The organism is Rhizobacter sp. P5_A1 (genome assembly GCF_056400745.1).
The window spans coordinates 137586-154408 of the sequence record NZ_JBFUKR010000001.1; the positions used below are offsets into that span (position 1 = coordinate 137586).

Annotated in this window: 17 protein-coding genes; 3 read left to right on the top strand and 14 right to left on the bottom strand. The window is 70.1% G+C overall.

Annotation, left to right across the window (positions count from 1 at the left end; translation table 11 throughout):
- Positions 1-20 precede the first annotated feature (20 nt).
- Together AC1DTW_RS00660 and AC1DTW_RS00665 are read left to right on the top strand one after the other, a co-directional pair.
- Positions 21-1556 (top strand): malonate--CoA ligase, encoded by a 1536-nt coding sequence (locus AC1DTW_RS00660; RefSeq protein WP_477978065.1) that lies wholly within the window; start codon positions 21-23, stop codon positions 1554-1556.
- Positions 1553-1768 (top strand): cysteine-rich CWC family protein, encoded by a 216-nt coding sequence (locus AC1DTW_RS00665; RefSeq protein WP_477978067.1) that lies wholly within the window; start codon positions 1553-1555, stop codon positions 1766-1768. Before AC1DTW_RS00660 ends, AC1DTW_RS00665 begins: the two co-directional genes overlap by 4 nt.
- A 58-nt stretch (positions 1769-1826) precedes the next feature.
- Here the strand turns inward: AC1DTW_RS00665 and AC1DTW_RS00670 are convergent, their stop codons facing one another.
- The 5 genes from AC1DTW_RS00670 to AC1DTW_RS00690 all read right to left on the bottom strand — a co-directional run bounded on the left by AC1DTW_RS00670 (position 1827) and on the right by AC1DTW_RS00690 (position 5998).
- Positions 1827-3527 (bottom strand): MFS transporter, encoded by a 1701-nt coding sequence (locus AC1DTW_RS00670; RefSeq protein ID WP_477978069.1) that lies wholly within the window; start codon positions 3525-3527, stop codon positions 1827-1829.
- Between the two features lie 212 nt (positions 3528-3739).
- Positions 3740-4378: a 2-hydroxychromene-2-carboxylate isomerase gene (locus AC1DTW_RS00675; RefSeq protein ID WP_477978071.1), complete on the bottom strand. Its 639-nt coding sequence runs from the start codon at positions 4376-4378 to the stop codon at positions 3740-3742.
- Positions 4375-4587, bottom strand: coding sequence for a DUF1289 domain-containing protein (locus tag AC1DTW_RS00680; protein ID WP_477978073.1), 213 nt, complete (start codon positions 4585-4587; stop codon positions 4375-4377). The genes AC1DTW_RS00675 and AC1DTW_RS00680 overlap by 4 nt, the downstream gene beginning before the upstream one ends.
- Complete coding sequence (locus tag AC1DTW_RS00685; RefSeq protein ID WP_477978075.1) at positions 4584-5072, bottom strand: YbaK/EbsC family protein; 489 nt, start codon at positions 5070-5072, stop codon at positions 4584-4586. The genes AC1DTW_RS00680 and AC1DTW_RS00685 overlap by 4 nt, the downstream gene beginning before the upstream one ends.
- Positions 5069-5998 carry a hydroxymethylglutaryl-CoA lyase gene (locus AC1DTW_RS00690; protein WP_477978077.1) on the bottom strand — a complete coding sequence of 310 codons (930 nt, stop codon included), beginning with the start codon at positions 5996-5998 and terminating at the stop codon, positions 5069-5071. The genes AC1DTW_RS00685 and AC1DTW_RS00690 overlap by 4 nt, the downstream gene beginning before the upstream one ends.
- A 113-nt stretch (positions 5999-6111) precedes the next feature.
- Here AC1DTW_RS00690 and AC1DTW_RS00695 point away from each other — a divergent pair, with 113 nt between their 5' ends.
- Positions 6112-6480: a hypothetical protein gene (locus tag AC1DTW_RS00695; RefSeq protein WP_477978079.1), complete on the top strand. Its 369-nt coding sequence runs from the start codon at positions 6112-6114 to the stop codon at positions 6478-6480.
- Between the two features lie 20 nt (positions 6481-6500).
- Here the strand turns inward: AC1DTW_RS00695 and AC1DTW_RS00700 are convergent, their stop codons facing one another.
- The 9 genes from AC1DTW_RS00700 to AC1DTW_RS00740 all read right to left on the bottom strand — a co-directional run bounded on the left by AC1DTW_RS00700 (position 6501) and on the right by AC1DTW_RS00740 (position 16750).
- Positions 6501-8516, bottom strand: a complete 2016-nt coding sequence (locus AC1DTW_RS00700) for an acetyl/propionyl/methylcrotonyl-CoA carboxylase subunit alpha (protein WP_477978081.1) — start codon at positions 8514-8516, stop codon at positions 6501-6503.
- A gap of 7 nt (positions 8517-8523) precedes the next feature.
- Positions 8524-9147 carry a DUF4126 domain-containing protein gene (locus AC1DTW_RS00705; protein WP_477978083.1) on the bottom strand — a complete coding sequence of 208 codons (624 nt, stop codon included), beginning with the start codon at positions 9145-9147 and terminating at the stop codon, positions 8524-8526.
- A gap of 4 nt (positions 9148-9151) precedes the next feature.
- The gene (locus tag AC1DTW_RS00710; RefSeq protein WP_477978085.1) at positions 9152-9940 is read right to left on the bottom strand and encodes an enoyl-CoA hydratase/isomerase family protein; all 789 of its coding nucleotides are present in this window, start codon (positions 9938-9940) and stop codon (positions 9152-9154) included.
- A 199-nt stretch (positions 9941-10139) separates the two neighbouring features.
- Positions 10140-11057, bottom strand: a complete 918-nt coding sequence (locus AC1DTW_RS00715; RefSeq protein WP_477978087.1) for a DUF4410 domain-containing protein — start codon at positions 11055-11057, stop codon at positions 10140-10142.
- A gap of 152 nt (positions 11058-11209) precedes the next feature.
- The gene (locus tag AC1DTW_RS00720) at positions 11210-12367 is read right to left on the bottom strand and encodes an acyl-CoA dehydrogenase family protein (RefSeq protein WP_477978089.1); all 1158 of its coding nucleotides are present in this window, start codon (positions 12365-12367) and stop codon (positions 11210-11212) included.
- A gap of 4 nt (positions 12368-12371) precedes the next feature.
- Positions 12372-12866 carry a GNAT family N-acetyltransferase gene (locus AC1DTW_RS00725; RefSeq protein ID WP_477978091.1) on the bottom strand — a complete coding sequence of 165 codons (495 nt, stop codon included), beginning with the start codon at positions 12864-12866 and terminating at the stop codon, positions 12372-12374.
- A 7-nt stretch (positions 12867-12873) separates the two neighbouring features.
- Complete coding sequence (locus AC1DTW_RS00730) at positions 12874-14481, bottom strand: carboxyl transferase domain-containing protein (RefSeq protein ID WP_477978093.1); 1608 nt, start codon at positions 14479-14481, stop codon at positions 12874-12876.
- A 121-nt stretch (positions 14482-14602) separates the two neighbouring features.
- The gene (locus AC1DTW_RS00735; RefSeq protein ID WP_477978095.1) at positions 14603-15214 is read right to left on the bottom strand and encodes a 2-hydroxychromene-2-carboxylate isomerase; all 612 of its coding nucleotides are present in this window, start codon (positions 15212-15214) and stop codon (positions 14603-14605) included.
- 9 nt (positions 15215-15223) lie between these two features.
- A complete protein-coding gene (locus tag AC1DTW_RS00740) occupies positions 15224-16750 on the bottom strand; it encodes a GTPase domain-containing protein (protein ID WP_477978097.1) in 1527 nt (508 codons plus the stop codon).
- Between the last annotated feature and the right edge of the window lie 73 nt (positions 16751-16823).

Below are 16823 nucleotides of genomic sequence, written 5' to 3' on the forward strand. Positions count from 1 at the left end.
GCGGCCATGAACCTGCAACCATGAACCCACCCGATTCGAACCTCTTCGGCGCGCTGCGCACCGCCTTCCCGGCCGAGCTCGACAGCGTCGCGATCGAGACCGTCGGCGACGCGCCGTTGCACTACACCTGGCGCGACCTCGAGCGCGGCACCGCGATGCTCGCGAACCTGCTCGCGTCGCTCGACCTGCCCGAGGGCAGCCGCATCGCGGTGCAGACCGAGAAGTCGGTCGAGGCGCTGATGCTGTACCTCGCGGTGCTGCGCGCCGGGCTCGTCTACCTGCCGCTGAACACCGCGTACCAGCGCGACGAGATCGCCTACTTCATCGGCAACGCCGAGCCGGCGATCGTCGTCTGCGCGCCGAAGAATTTCGGCTGGATCAGCCGGCTCGCCTTCGCGGCCGGCACGACGCATGTCTTCACGCTGAGCGACGACCGCAGCGGCAGCCTGCTGCAGCGCGCCGCGGCGCACAGCGACCGGCACGTGCCGGTGCCCCGCGCGGCCGACGACCTGGCCGCGATCCTCTACACCAGCGGCACGACCGGGCGCAGCAAGGGCGCGATGCTGAGCCACGGCAACCTGCTCAGCAACGCCCGCGTGCTGAAGGACTGCTGGGCCTGGCAGGCCGGCGATGTGCTGATCCACGCGCTGCCGATCTTCCACGTGCATGGGCTCTTCGTCGCGACGCATGGCGCGCTGCTGAACGGCAGCAAGATGCTCTGGCTCGACCGCTTCGACCCGAAGGCGGTGATCGCGCGCCTGCCCGAGGCCAGCGTGTTCATGGGCGTGCCGACGCTGTACGTGCGCCTGCTCGCCGAGCCCGCGCTGACGCGCGCCGCCTGCACCCGCATGCGGCTCTTCGTCAGCGGCTCGGCGCCGTTGCTGGTCGAGACCTTCGAGCGCTTTCGCGAACGCAGCGGCCACACGATCCTCGAGCGCTACGGCATGAGCGAGACCGTGATGCTGACGTCGAACCCGTATCGGCCGGAGAGCGCGCGCAGAGCCGGCACCGTCGGCCTGCCGCTGCCCGGCGTCGGTGTGCGCGTCGTCGACGAGGCCGGCGCGGCGTGCCCGGCCGGCGCGATCGGCAACCTCCAGGTGCGCGGCCCGAACGTCTTCCAGGGCTACTGGCGCATGCCCGAGAAGACCGCCGAGGAGTTCAGCGCCGACGGCTGGTTCAAGACCGGCGACGTCGGCCAGATCGACGCACGGGGCTACGTGACGATCGTCGGCCGCAGCAAGGACCTGATCATCAGCGGCGGCTTCAACGTCTACCCGGCCGAGGTCGAGGGCACGCTGAACGACATGGCCGGCGTCGCCGAGAGCGCGGTGATCGGCGTGCCGCACCCGGACTTCGGCGAAGCCGTGGTCGCGGTCGTCGTCGCGCGCAGCGGCAGCGCACCGGACGCGTCGGCGCTGATCGGCGCGCTGAAGGCGAAGATCGCGAACTTCAAGGTGCCCAAGCGCGTGTTCGTCGTCGACGAACTGCCGCGCAACGCGATGGGCAAGGTGCAGAAGAACCTGCTGCGCGCGCAGCACCAGGACCTGTTCGAATGAGCGACGCGAATGCACCGCCACCCCGGCGCTGCCCGCGCTGCGGCGGCGCGTTCCACTGCGGCGCCGACGATCCGCAACCCTGCGCCTGCACGTCTTTGACGCTGCCCCCGGCACTGCTCGCCGGCCTGCGCGAGCGATTCGAGGGCTGCCTGTGCATGGCCTGCCTGACTCAGCTTCAGGCCGAAGCGCGGCCGGCCTCGGCGCGCCCGTGAAAAAGCCGGCCCGGTCTTGCGACCGGCCGGCTCTCGACGTTTCTCGCGGGGCGCGGGATCAGTCGTTCTTGTAGATGTCCACGTCCTTGGTTTCCTTCACGAACAGCATGCCCACCACGAAGGTGATCGCGGCAATGATGATCGGGTACCAAAGGCCGCTGAACATGTTGCCGGTCGACGCCACGATCGCGAAGAACGTGGTCGGCAGCAAGCCGCCGAACCAGCCGTTGCCGATGTGGTACGGCAGGCTCATCGAGGTGTAGCGGATGCGTGTCGGGAACAGCTCGACCAGCATCGCGGCGATCGGGCCATAGACCATGGTCACGTAGATCACCAGGATCGTCAGGATGCCGACGATCTGCCACCACTGCCCGCTCATGAACTCGATCGGCTTGGCCTTCGCCGGGTAGCCCGCTGCCTTCAGCGCCGCGGCGACGTCCTTCTTGAATGCGGCGATCTTCTTCGTGCTGTCTTCATCGAACTTGCTGTTCGCGACCGTGGCCGATGGCGCGGTCACGACCTTGTCGCCGATCGAGATCGTCGCCGGCGCGCCGACCGGCGCGTCCACGTGGTCGTAGCTCACCGAGCTTTGCGCGAGATAGCGCTTGGCGATGTCGCACGAGGTCTTGAAGTCGATCTCACGCGCGACCGGGCTGCCCTGGAACGAGCAATCGCCCGGCGCGACCGTCACGATGACCTTGTTCGCCGCCTGCGCCGCGGCGAGATCCGGATTGGCCGCCTTGGTGAGCGCTCCGAACAGCGGGAAGTAGGTCAGCGCCGCGAGCAGGCAGCCGGCCATGATGATGGGCTTGCGGCCGATCTTGTCCGACAGCGAGCCGAACACGACGAAGAACGGCGTGCCGATCAGCAGCGACGCCGCGATCAGCAGGCTCACTTCGTTCGGGTCGACCTTCAGGTAGGTCTGGAGGAAGAACAGAGCCTGGAACTGCCCGGTGTACCAGACCACGGCCTGTCCGGCGGTGAGCCCGACGAGCGCGAGGATCACGATCTTCAGGTTCTTCCACTCGGCGAACGACTCGGTCAGCGGCGCCTTCGAGGTCTTGCCTTCTTCCTTCATCTTCTTGAAGGCGGGCGATTCGTTCAGGCTCAGCCGGATCCAGACCGACACCGCCAGCAACAGGATCGACACCAGGAACGGCACGCGCCAGCCGCCCCAGTCGGCCGTGAACGCCGGCTCGCCCATCGACACGCGCGTTGCGTAGATGACGATCAGCGACAGGAACAGACCCAGCGTCGCGGTGGTCTGGATCCACGACGTGTAGGCGCCGCGCTTGCCGTGCGGCGCGTGTTCCGCGACGTAGGTGGCGGCCCCGCCGTACTCGCCGCCGAGCGCCAGGCCCTGCAGCACACGCAGGCCGACCAGGACCACCGGTGCCGCCATGCCCCACGCGGCGTAGCTGGGCAGGACACCGATGATGAAGGTCGACAGGCCCATGATCACGATCGTGATCAGGAAGGTGTACTTGCGCCCGATCATGTCGCCCAGGCGGCCGAACACCAGCGCGCCGAACGGTCGCACCAGGAAGCCGGCCGCGAACACCATCAGCGTGAAGATGAACGCCGCAGTCGGGTCCAGCCCCGAAAAGAACTGCTTCGCGATGATCGGTGCGAGCGTGCCGTAGATGTAGAAGTCGTACCACTCGAACACCGTGCCCAGACTGGAAGCGAAGATGACCTTCTTCTCCGCCGCCGTCATGGGCCGGTCGGCATACGAGCCCGCGGCCACTGTGGTTGCCATATTGACGTCTCCTGGTTTGAACTGGGGTGACATCGCCCCAACGCGATGTGTGGGGCCATGTTCGACGTGGGCTCTGACCATTCGCTTACGTCTTGCTGAACCGAACCTGACAAACTCGGTGACAACCCTAGGAAAACGTTTCTCAATGTGGCAAATCGGCCGCGAATCGGCCGACCTCGGGGAAAACACCGAGGCCGGTTCGGGGCCCCGGATCAGCGCTGCACGCCGGCGCGTGCGCGGCCTTCGTCGGCCCACGCAGGCCCGTCGAACCACGCGTCGCCGCGCAGGCAGGCACTCAGCATCGGCAGCGCGTCGACGCCCCAGAGCTGGCGGCCGTCGACCTCGAAGGTCGGCACGCCGAAGATGCCGCGCGCGAGCGCGTCCGCGGTCGCGTCTTTCAGCGCCTGCTTGATCGAAGCATCGTCGGGCGCGACGCGCGGCGCGAGTTCGCGCGTCAGCGCCGCGAGCCGATCGGCATCGTTCGCATCGAGGCCGCCCTGCCAGACGTGGCGCAGCACCGCTTCGCAGGCGCGCCGGTCCGGCGAGCCGCCTGCGGGCGCGCAGGCAAGCAGCAGGCGCAGATGGGCGAGCGGGTTGAACGGGTGCTGCGCCGGCGTGCGCATCTCGATGCCGTGCTGGTGCGCGATCCAGTGCACGTGCCGGAAGGTCCACGCGCGCTTCGGGTCGATCTCGGCCGGGCCCTTCTGCCCCCAGTGCTTCAGCAGGCCGGCGAACAGGATCGGCCGGTAGCTGACCTCGTACGACACGCCTTCGAGCACCTGCGGCAGGCGCTCGAACGCGAGGTACGCGAACGGCGAGACGGGGTCGAACCAGAAGTCGATGTGCTTCATGGCGGCTTCGCTCCTTCAGCGACGATGCGCCGCAGCGCGAGTGCATTCCAGACCGCGCGCTTCTCATCGTCGTCGAAGGTCGACCAGCCGGCGATCTCGTCGAGCGTGCGCCGGCAGCCCGCGCAGAAGCCGGTGCGCTCGTCCATGCGACAGACGCTGTTGCACGGCGACGCGACCGCGTCGACGACGGGCGCGCGCGACGGGTTCACTGCACCACATCCTCGACCGGCGCGCCGGTCAGCTGTGCGAGTTGCTGCGGGCTGAGCCGGAACACGCCGTTCGGATGCCCCGCCGCGGCCCAGATCTCGTCGAAGCGAAACAGCTCGCGGTCGACCAGCAGCACCGGCTTCGTCGCATGGCCGACCGGCGCCACGCCGCCGATCGTGAAGCCGGTCTTGGCCTTGACGAACTCGGCGTCGGCACGCCCGACCGCACCGACCAGCGCGGCCACCTTGCGCTCGTCGACGCGCTTGTCGCCCGAGGTCACGACCAGCACCGCGGCCTCGTCGGCCTTGCGCCGGAACACCACGCTCTTCGCGATCTGGCCGACGCTGATGCCGAGCGCATCGGCGGCCTCCTGCGCGGTGCGCGCCGCGACCTCGAGGAACACCGGCGCATGCGCGTGCCGCTGCTCTGCGAGCAGCGCACTCACCCGCCGAAAACCTTCCGGCCGGTCCTGCAGTTCGATCGTCATGCTGCGGCCGCCTTCGCAGCGCGCTTCGCGAGCAGCGCGTTGCCGGAGCGCGAGACCGGCTTGCGGCCGAGCACGTTCGAGATGAACGCAGCCGCGTCGATCAGCCTGTCGATCTCGACGCCGGTGTCTAGCCCCAAGCCGTCGAGCATGAACAGCACGTCTTCGGTGCCGACGTTGCCGGTCGCGCCCTTCGCGTACGGGCAGCCGCCGAGGCCGGCGACGCTCGCGTCGAAGGTGTGGACGCCGAGTTCGAGGCAGGCGTAGATGTTCGCCAGCGCCTGGCCGTAGGTGTCGTGGAAATGGCCGCTGACCTGGTCGACGGGAAAGTGCTTCAGTGCCCGCTCGAGCGCGGCCTGCGCGCGCTTCGGCGTGCCGACGCCGATCGTGTCGGCGATGCCGCAATGGTCGACGCCGATGCCCTTCATCAGGCGCACGACGCGCTCGACCTCGTCGGGGGTCACCTCGCCCTGGTACGGGCAGCCGAGCGCGACCGAGACCGCGCAGCGCACCTTGATCGCGTTCGCATGCGCCGCCTCGACGACCGGCCGGAAACGCTCGATGCTCTCTTCGATGCTGCAGTTGATGTTGCGCTGGCTGAAGGCTTCACTCGCGGCGCCGAACACGACGATCTCGTCGGGACGGATCGCGGGATCTTTGATCGCCGCCTCGAAGCCTTTCAGGTTCGGCGTCAGCACCGAGTAGCGCACGTTCGGGCTGCGCCGCACACCGCTCATCACCTGCGCGTTGTCGGCCATCTGCGGTACCCATTTCGGGCTGACGTAGCTGGTGACCTCGATCTCGCGCAGCCCGGCGGCCTGCAGCAGGTGCACGAGCTCGATCTTGGTCGCCGCGTCGACCGGCTGCTTCTCGTTCTGCAGCCCATCGCGCGGGCCGACTTCGACAAGGGTCACATGGCTTGGGAGCATGACAAAAGTCTCACTGTCTCGATCGAACCGAACCCGTCCCCCGAGTCCAGGGATAGGCCTGCTTTGAGGGGCCGCCGAAGATGCGCGGACACGAACCGAAACGGACGAACAGCTTGGACCCGACCATCCGCCTGCGCATCGCGACCCGTATCCATTTTGCGCTGCTTCGCCAGTATGGCGAGGACGTCGCCGTCAGCACCCTGCTGCACGACGAGGGTGATGCGCGCGAGGCGCTGTGGGTCTGCGAAGCCTCGGGCCACGACGAGCTCGTCCAGCTCGCGAAGCAGTTCAAAGCCGCACCGAAGCCGATGCCCGCGGTCGAGCCGCGCGGCGCCGCCCCGCAGGAGATGGGCTGGGCGCAGGACACCTCGGGCTTCGGTGTCACGCGCCCGGCGCAAGCGGCCGACGTGCCGGCCACGCGCAGCACCGGCGGTTGGCTGAAGCCCTCGCGCTGGCTGCGCGGCGGCACCGGCGCGCACTGAGCTCGACGCCCTCGCGCGCCTCACGACGCCGGCGCGAGCCGCAGCAGCTCGCCGCCCTCGCTGACCTGATCGCCGACGGCGTACAGCAGCTCGGCGATCGTGCCGTCGCGCGGCGCGGCGATCGTGTGCTCCATCTTCATCGCCTCCATCACCGCGAGCGGCTGGCCTTGCGTGACGGCCTCGCCGACGCGCGCGAGGAACGCGATCACCTTGCCCGGCATCGGCGCCGCGAGGCCGCCGGCCTCGAACGCGCCGTCGGCCGAATGCGCGATCGGGTCGTACTCGTCGACGACCGCCGAGCCGTCGGGCGCGAAGATGCTGAAGCGCTCGCCGGTCGCGTAGACGCTCAGGTTCAGGCGGCGCTCGCCGAGCGTCACGTCGTGGGCGTCCGCGGCCAGCGCGCGGGTCGCGAGCGGCCAGCGCTGCGGCCCGTTCGACGGCGTCTGCGCGACCAGCGTCTGCGCGCCCGCGCTGCGCTCCAGCGTGAACACGTGGTGCGTGCCCTGCACCAGAAGGTCGAAGCGGCGCAGTGCGCTGCCGTGCAGGCGCCAGCCGTCGCGGCGTGACCACGGGTCGACGCTTTCCAGCGCGCGCTCCGCGGCGAGCGCATGCGCGACGACGCCGGCCGCCGCGACCTCGACCGGCAGCGGCGCCGCATTGAACAGCGCCGCGCGCTCGCGCTCGATCAGCGCGGTGTCGAGGTCCGCGTTCGCGAACGACGCGCTGCCGACCACGCGGCGCAGGAACGCGACGTTGGTGTGCAGACCGACGATGTGCGTCTGCGCCAGCGCCACGTCGAGCCGGGCGAGCGCCTGGGCACGATCGGCGCCCCAGACGATCAGCTTCGCGATCATCGAGTCGTAGAACGGCAGCACCGCGTCGCCCTCGCGCACGCCGGCGTCGACCCGCGCGGCGCCACGCTGAAAGCTCATCGCACCCGCCGGCGTGCGGTAGACCTCGAGCCGCCCCGTCGCGGGCAGGAAGTTCGAGTCCGGGTTCTCGGCGCAGATGCGTGCCTCGATCGCATGGCCGTGGATGCGCAGCTCGTGCTGCTGCAGCGGGAGCGGCTCGCCCGACGCGACGCGCAGCTGCCACTCGACCAGGTCGAGCCCGGTGATCGCCTCGGTGACCGGGTGCTCGACCTGCAGCCGCGTGTTCATCTCCATGAAGAAGAACTTCAGATCCCCGTCCGGTGTGGGCTCGGCGATGAACTCGACCGTGCCGGCGCCGACGTACCCGACCGCCGTCGCGGCCGCGACCGCCGCGGCACCCATCTCGGCGCGCCGCGCCGCGCTCATCCCGGGCGCCGGCGCCTCCTCGAGCACCTTCTGGTGACGCCGCTGCACCGAGCAGTCGCGCTCGAACAGGTAGACGCAGTTGCCGTGCGTGTCGCCGAACACCTGGATCTCGATGTGGCGCGGACGGGTCACGTAGCGTTCGATCAGCACCGCGTCGCTGCCGAAGCTGTTGATCGCCTCGCGCTTGCACGAGGCGAGCGCAGCGTCGAACTCTTCGTGCTTCGCGACGATGCGCATGCCCTTGCCGCCGCCACCGGCGCTGGCCTTGATCAGCACCGGGTAGCCGATGCGGTCGGCCTCGCGCTGCAGCATCTGCGGGTCCTGGCCGGCACCGTGGTAGCCGGGCACCAGCGGCACGCCGGCCTCTTCCATCAGGCGCTTCGACTCGGCCTTCAGCCCCATCGCCTTGATCGCCGACGGCGGTGGGCCGATGAACACCAGCCCGGCATCGGCGCAGGCCTGCGCGAAGTCTTCGTTCTCGCTGAGAAAGCCGTAGCCGGGGTGAACGGCCTGCGCGCCGGTCGCCAGCGCGGCCTCGATCACGCGCTCGCCGCGCAGGTAGCTGTCGCGCGGCGCGGCGCCGCCGATGTGCACCGCCTCGTCGCACGCGAGCACGTGCTTGGCGTTCGCGTCGGCGTCGGAATAGACCGCGACGGTGCGCACACCCATCCTGCGCGCGGTGGCCGCCACACGGCACGCGATTTCACCCCGGTTCGCAATCAGAATCTTCTTGAACATGGAACCCTCACATCGGCGGTTGACCCGCCCCGAACCAACCCGACACGCGCCGCGCGAGGCGACGCAGGAACTTCGCGAACACCCAGGTCAGCGCCACCATCACGAGCAGCGCCAGCGCGAGCGCCGCAAAGAAGACATACGGGTGCTCCCACGACAGCCACAGGCTCACCGGCACGACGCTGTCGCCGAGCAGCGACATCGCGATGTTCGAGAACGGCTCGGGCGATGCATTCAGCGCCGCGCGCGTCGTCGCCTTCGAGAGGTGGCTGGTCGCGGCCAGCGTGCCGCCCATCAGCGCGGCGGCCAGCGCCCAGCTCGACTGGTCGGCGCCGAAGACCGCGGCCGCGAGCGCGGCGCCGGCAGGGATGCGCACGACCGTGTGGACCATGTCCCAGAGCGTGTCCAGCCCCGGGATCTTGTCGGCGAAGAACTCGACGAACAGCATGCAGCCGCTGGCGCCGAGCATCACCGGCGATTGCAGGATCTTCAGGCCCGCCGGCAGCTCGACCCAGCCGAGGTGACCGGCCAGCCCGGTCAGGAACACGACCGCATAGAGCCGCAGCCCGCTGGCCCAGCCGAGCGCGGCCGCGATCGCGAGCAGGCCGGCCGTGTCGATCGGCAGGTGGTTCATCCGATCAGCCCTCGAGCCATGCCGGCTTGCGCTTGTTCAGAAAGCTCTGCACGCCCTCGCGGCCCTCGTCGCTGGCGCGGATGTCGGCGATGCGGCGCGCGGTATCGCCGCGCAGTGCAGCGTCGATCGGCAGGCCGGCGACGTCCTGCACCAGACGCTTGCAGGCGCGCGTCGCCATCGGCCCGTTGGCGACGAGGGCCGCGACGATCTCGGCGACCTTCGCATCGAGCGCGTCGGCCGCGCAGAGCTCGTGCACGAAGCCCATCGCGTGCGCCTGCGCAGCACTGAAGCGCTCGGCGGTGACGAAATAGCGCCGCGCCGCCTGCTCGCCGATCGCGCGGATCACGTACGGGCTGATCGTGGCCGGCAGCAGGCCGAGCCTGGCTTCGCTGAGGCAGAAGTTCACGCCCTCGGCCGCGATCAGCACATCGCAGACCGCCGCCAGGCCGACGCCGCCGGCGTAGCAATCGCCCTGCACGCGGCCGACGATCGGCACCGGGCAGCGGTAGACGAGCCAGAGCATGTCGGCCAGCGCCTGCGCATCGGCGCGGTTCTGCTCCCAGTCGAAGCCGGCCATCGTGCGCATCCACGACAGGTCGGCGCCGGCACAGAAGGCCTTGCCGTGCCCGCCGAGCACGATCGCGCGCAGCTCGGCATCGTCCGCGAAGCCGGCGAAGGCGGCGCCGAGTTCGGCGATCACGCCTTCGTTGAACGCGTTGCGCACGTCGGGGCGATTGAGCCAGACCTCGGCGATGTGGCGCGAGGGGCGGCGGATGTCGAGCGTCGTGGTCATGGCAGTGCCTCGGGTTGGCGCGCGGCGGCGTTCTCGGCCTGCAGCATCCAGATCACGTCGATCTCCGGGCACGGGTGGCCCATCGCGCCGATCGCGGCGGTGATCTGGCCGCGGTGGTGCGTGCCGGCCGAAGCAGCCGCTCGGGCTCGCGCGTCAGTGGCACGGCGCCACCTCGCCGAGACCCGCGCGGTCGCGCCGCTCAGCGAGCGGCGGTCGGGGTCGGTCGGGTGTAGACGACGCGGTCGTCCACCGCGTAGAGCGTGCAGTTCGGTCGCGTCGCGTCCCGGCAGCGCTTCAGCGCGCGTTCGCCCGGATCGGTCGGCTCCATCGGATCGACCGGACGCGTGCCGTAGGTGCCATAGACATAGCCGTTCTCCGAGATCACGAAGGCGCGCGGATTCTTGTGCGTCAGCCATTCGCGATAGATGCCGCGAGCGCGCTCGCTCGCCGGCAGTGCCTCGACATTGTCGATGGCCGCATCGCTGGCGACCCTCGGTACCGGCGTGCCCACGGCCGCGGGTTGCGGCGGCGGCGAGGCCAGCGCCACCGGCGCGATCGCCGCGGCGCCGGCACGCGGCGGCAACACCACCTTCTCGAGCTCGGCCATCGCCATGTCGGCGAACTTGTCGTACATCCAGTTCATCCGGACGCCGTCCTGGCCGCCGGCCAGGCCACCGAAGGCATAGCTGGCGTGCACATCGAAGCTGCGCAACGCGCGGCCCGACGCATCGAGCACGCGAACCCGGCCGGTCACATGGTCGTCGCCCGCCATGAAGCCGAACATGATCGCCGTGAAGGCACCGCGCACCCGGACATCGGTCACGACGATCTCGACGCGATGCGTCGCCGAGGACGCGGTCAGCCCCTTCGCCTCGAGCCGCTGCCGAAGGCGTGTCGCCAGTTCGTCGCGGTTGAACTGCGGGTTGTCGACCTGCTGCTTCGCCGCGTCCGGCGACATCAGCGCGACGACCTGCGTGACGCCTTCGAGGCGCGAGACGTCGCCCGCCACGCGGGCATCCTGCTTGATCGTGCCGGCGCACCCGGCGAGCAGCGCGAGGGCTGCGATCGGCAGCAGGCCGAGCGCACGCCTCACGGCGGAATCCAGGGTCGACCGCATCGCAAGTCCCTTCGTCGTTGTCAGGGACGCGATCGTAGAGACCGGCGTGCGCGCCGCACGCGCTCGTCGGCATCACACGACGGCCGCGCGTGCAATAGGTCGCAACGGGCCGCTCGGCGTGGTGGTCGCGATTGTCGATGCGTGCCATGGTGTCAGTACCGCTTCGCGACCTCGTCGAGCATCACCTCGGTCGCGCCGCCGCCGATCGCCAGCACGCGCGCGTCGCGCCAGAGGCGCTCGATCGCGGTCTCGCGCATGTAGCCCATGCCGCCGTGGAACTGCTGGCAGGCCTGCACGACTTCATTGACGAGTTCGCCGGTCAGCGCCTTCAGCATCGAGACCTGCTGCACGACATCGTGCCGCTGCGTCACGCGCCACGCGCAGTGGTACATGAACGCGCGCGCCGCCTGCACCTTCGCATCGAGCATCGCGAGGCGCTGGCGCACGACCTGCTTGTCGAACAGCGCGCCGCCGAAGGCCCGGCGCTGGCGCACGTGTTCGAGCGTCATCGTCAGGGCCTGCGTGCAGTGGCCGACCGCCATCGCGGCGAGCGCGATGCGTTCGGTCTGGAAGTTCTTCATCACCGCGTAGAAGCCCTTGTTCTCCTCGCCGAGCAGGTTGGCGGCCGGGATGCGGCAGTCGTCGAACACGAGCTCGGCGGTGTCCGACGACAGCCAGCCCGACTTCTTCAGCGCGCGCCCGACCGTGAAGCCGGGCGTGCCCTTCTCGACGATGAACATCGACATGCCGTGGCGCGCCGAGCCGGTGCCTTGCGGTGCGCTCTGGGGTGTCTTCGCCGCGATGAAGTACAGGTCGGCGTGCACGCCGTTCGTGATGAAGAGCTTGGTGCCGTTCAGCACCCAGGCATCGCCGTCGCGCACTGCCGTCGTCCGGATGCCGGCCACGTCGGAACCGGCGCCCGGCTCGGTGATGCCGACCGCGGTGATCGTGCGGCCCTGGATCACGCCCGGCAGGTAGCGCTCGAGCTGGGCCGGCGTGCCCGCGTGGTGCAGGTGCGGACTCGCCATGTCGGTGTGCACGAGCACCGTGATGATGAAGCCGCCGAAGGTCGATTGCGACAGCGCCTCGGCGAACACCAGGTTCGTCAGCGCGTCGGCCCCGGCCCCGCCGTAGGCGCTCGAATACATCAGCCCGAACAGGCCGGCGTCGCCCATCTTGCGCAGCACCTCGCGCGGCGTGAAGCCGGCTTCCTCCCAGGCCGGCGCGTGCGGCTCGACCTCGCGTGCGATGAAGCGCGCGACCTGCGCGCGCAGCAGCTCGTGCTCGGGTGTGATGTAGACGCTTTCCATCGCATCAATCCTGCTCGCGGATCCAGCGCCAGACCAGCCCGTCGTCGGGGTCCAGGGTCTCGCCGTCGCGCCGGTAGCCGATGCGTCGCAGCAGCCGCCACGACGCGATGTTCTCGGGCATCGTGAAGGCGCTGACGCGGCTCGCGCCCTGCGCCAGCGCCTCGTCGGTCAGGGTGCGCGCGCCCTGCGTCGCGAGGCCGCGGCCGCGGAAGGCCGGCGCCATGCCGTAGCCGATCTCGACCTCGCCGTCGGGCAGCGGCGGCGCCTTCACGCCGCCGGCGCCGACGACGCGCGCGCCGTCGAGCACATACAGCCGCGTGCTGAGCGCGCCGGCCCAGTCGGGCGCCGCGCGCATGTTCGCGAGCGCGCGCTCGTAGATGAAGGTCGGCGCGCAGGCGCCCGCCTCGATCGTCAGCGCATGGCGGCGCGCGAACGCGTCGGGCTCGTCGATCAGCTCGCGCAGGTCGCGCTCGCTCAGCGGCATCAGCGTCAGCGCCATCGGCGGATCACATCCGGAAGATGCCGAACTTCGCATCCGGGATCGGCGCGTTCAGGCTCGCCGAGATCGCCAGCGCGAGCACGTTGCGCGTCTGCGCCGGGTCGATCACGCCGTCGTCCCAGAGGCGCGCGCTGGCGTAGTACGGATGCGCCTGGTGCTCGAACTGGTCGAGGATCGGCTGCTTGAACGCGGCCTCCTCGTCGCGGCTCCACGCGCCGCCCTTGGCCTCGATGCCATCGCGCCTGACGGTCGCGAGCACCGCCGCGGCCTGCTCGCCGCCCATCACGCTGATGCGCGCGTTCGGCCACATCCACAGGAAGCGCGGCGAATAGGCGCGCCCGCACATGCCGTAGTTGCCGGCGCCGAAGCTGCCGCCGATGATCACGGTGAACTTCGGCACCGTCGCGGTCGAGACCGCGGTGACCATCTTCGCGCCGTGCTTGGCGATGCCTTCGGCCTCGTACTTCTTGCCGACCATGAAGCCGGTGATGTTCTGCAGGAACACCAGCGGGATCTTGCGCTGGCAGCACAGCTCGATGAAATGCGCCCCCTTCTGCGCCGACTCGCTGAACAGCACGCCGTTGTTCGCGACGATGCCCACCGGCATGCCCTCGATGTGCGCGAAGCCGGTCACCAGGGTTGCGCCGTAGCGCGCCTTGAACTCGTCGAACTCCGAGGCATCGACGATGCGCGCGATGATCTCGTGCACGTCGTACGGCTTCTTCGTGTCGACCGGGATCACGCCGTGCAGTTCTTCGGGCGCGAACAGCGGCGCGCGCGGCGCGGCGAGCCGCTGGCCGTGCGCCTTCGACCAGTTCAGGTTCGCGACCGAGGCGCGCGCGATCGCCAGCGCATGCGTGTCGTTCTGCGCCAGGTGATCGGCCACGCCCGAGAGCCGCGTGTGCACATCGCCGCCGCCGAGGTCTTCGGCGCTGACGATCTCGCCGATCGCCGCCTTCACGAGCGGCGGCCCGGCGAGAAAGATCGTGCCCTGGTTCTTCACGATGATCGACTCGTCGCTCATCGCCGGCATGTACGCGCCGCCGGCCGTGCACGAGCCCATCACGACGGCGATCTGCGGAATGCCCTGCGCGCTCATCTGCGCCTGGTTGAAGAAGATGCGGCCGAAGTGCTCGCGGTCGGGGAACACCTCGTCCTGGTTCGGCAGGTTGGCGCCGCCGGAGTCGACGAGGTAGATGCACGGCAGCCGGTTCTGCTGCGCGATCTCCTGAGCGCGCAGGTGCTTCTTCACCGTCATCGGGTAGTAGGTGCCGCCCTTCACGGTCGCGTCGTTGCAGACGATCATGCAGTCGACGCCGCTGACGCGGCCGATGCCGGCGATCAGCCCGGCGCCCGGTGCATCGTTGCGGTACATCCCGAGCGCGGCCAACGGCGCGACTTCGAGGAACGGCGTGTCCGGGTCGAGCAGCATCTCGACGCGTTCGCGCGGCAGCAGCTTGCCGCGCGCCACGTGCTTCGCGCGCGGCGCCTCGCCGCCGCCCTGCGCGATCTGCGCGAGCTTGGCGTTCAGGTCGTCGACCAGCGCGCGCATCAAAGCGGCATTGGCCTTGAAGTCTTCGGAGCGCGGGCTGAGCTTGGAGGCGAGTGCGGGCATGCGGGCTTTCGTGGCATCGGTCGGCCGCGCTGGCCGCCCAGGGTCGCAGTTGACGTATACGTCAATTGTACGGTCGCGCCACGGGCGCGCGGCGCGAGCCCTCTCATAGCGTTAACAGGCCCTAGAACGGACCCTTCTCCAACCAGCGCTCGATCATCGGGCGGCGGTCATTGCCCCAGAACGGCTCGCCGTCGATGACGAAGAACGGCGCGCCGAAGACGCCGATCGCGATCGCGGCGTCGTTCGCGGCCTTCAGTTCGGCCTTCCAGTGCGGGTCGTTCCAGACATCCTGTGCCTGCGAGCCGTCGAGCCCGAACTCGATCGCCAGCGCGCGCAACGCGGCCGTGTCGCCGAGGTCGACGCCGCGCGCGAACAACGCGCGCAGCGCATGGCGTGCCCAGTCGCGCGCGCGCATCGGGTCGGACGCGTTCAGCCACCAGAAGATGCGTGCGGTGTTCTGCGTCGCGATCGGAAACTTCTCGGGCATCTTCAGCGGCACGCCGGCGAAGCGCGCCGAGCGCTCGAAATCGAGCAGCGTGTATTCGCGCTTCAGCGGGTACGACACCGGGCTTCGGATCTCGGTGACCTGGAACGTGGCGCCGAGCAGGATCGCGCGCCACGCGACGGTGCGGCCGTGGCGCGCCGCGAGCGCCTCGATCCACTCGGAGGCGATGTACGAGTACGGCGACGAGAAGTCGAAGTAGAAATCGATCGGTCGGTGCGGCGCGTTCATTCGGCAAGGCTACTGCGAAGCCATCAGCGCGGGCTGCGCACTTTCCCGAAGCGGCACGGCGGCGTCGGGATACAGCGCGTGCAGTGCATCGGCCGCAGCCTGGCGCACGATCGGCTCGAGCGCGGCGGCGACCAGGTGCTCGCCATCGACCTCGCTGGTACCGGCGCCGGCGCCCGCGCCGCGCGCGTCGCGCTCCTTCCAGACCAGCGCGAGCGCATCGCGGTGCGGCGCCAGCACCTGCTCGACCAGCGCGCGCCAGTGCGGCGGCGCTTCGCCCTGCGCCCACTCGCCGCGGCCGCGGCCGAAGTGGGCGACCGCGAGGTAGCGCAGCAGCGCGGCATCGAGCATCGGGCCGAGCGCCTCGGCGTTCCACGCGACCCACGAGCGGTCGGTGCCGCGCACCAGGTTCACGCAGCGCGCCAGGCCGGCGGCACCGAGCGCACCGAGCAGGCCGCCGGCGAGCAGCCCGCCGCCCAAGGTCAGGCCGCCGCTGAGGATGTCGGCCTTCAGGCCGACCAGCGCGCCGCTGACCATCCCGCCCCACAGCGCGGCCTTGCCTTCGTCCAGGCGAAGGCGCGTCTCGTAGTGCGTCGCCAGCCGCGTCAGGATCTCGTCCTGCGCCTGGCCTTCGAGGCCGTGCAGCGCGATCAGCTCGGCGGTGTTCGCGCGCAGCTCGGCGGCGAGCCGCTCGGCGAGCGCCTGCTGTGCCAGTGCGATCGGCGTCGCATCGGCGCTGCCGAGGCCGATCGCGCTGCCGACGCGCTTCAGGCGCGCGCCGAAGCTCGCCGGGTCGGGCACTTCCTCGAACGCGGCAGCGAGACGCGCGAGGCTGACGGCGAGCGAGTGCATCGCGGCCTCGAAGGTCCGCAACCGCTGCGCCGACCAGGCCGCGCGCAGGCGGCCCATCAACGCGCGGCGTTCGGCCGGCAACGCCGCTTCGATCGCCTGCAGCAGCGTGCCCTCCTGCACCCAGCAGCGCGCGAAGGCGTCGAGCGGCAGCACCGCCTTCACCTGCGCATGCGGCGCCAGGTGCGCGCGCCAGCGCTCGAGCTCGGCGGCCTCCTGCGCACTCTCGCGCGGCGCGCCGAGCTGGTTCAGCAGCACGATCACCGGCTTGGCGATCCAGCCGAGCAACTCCATCTCGGGCTGCACGTAGCCGGCCGCCTCGGGCGACTCGGAAGCGTTGACGAGGTAGAGCATCATGTCCGCCTCGTCGCGCACGTTGCGCAGCGCCTGCTGGCTGGCCCAGAACGGCCGGTCGTGCCAGCGATCCCAGACCTCGCTGACGAACCAGCCGATCGGGTTGCCCCAGGCGCGCAGCCGCTTCGCGAGGCGCAGGCTGTCGCCGAAGCCGGGCGTGTCCCACAGCAGCAGGCGCTCGCCCGCCGCGGTCTCGAGCATCGTGAAGACATCGGCGAACTCGGTCACGTGCGGCGCATCGCGCACCAGGCCGACATCGCGGCCGAGCAGCGTGCGCGCGAGCGTGGTCTTGCCAGCGTTGGTGTGCGATACCAAACTGAGGCTGATCGTTACCATGTTCAGGGTCTGTTCGATGACGACTTGATCCCGCGCGATCGCACATTGCTTGTCGAGCACCTCGACCGGCTGA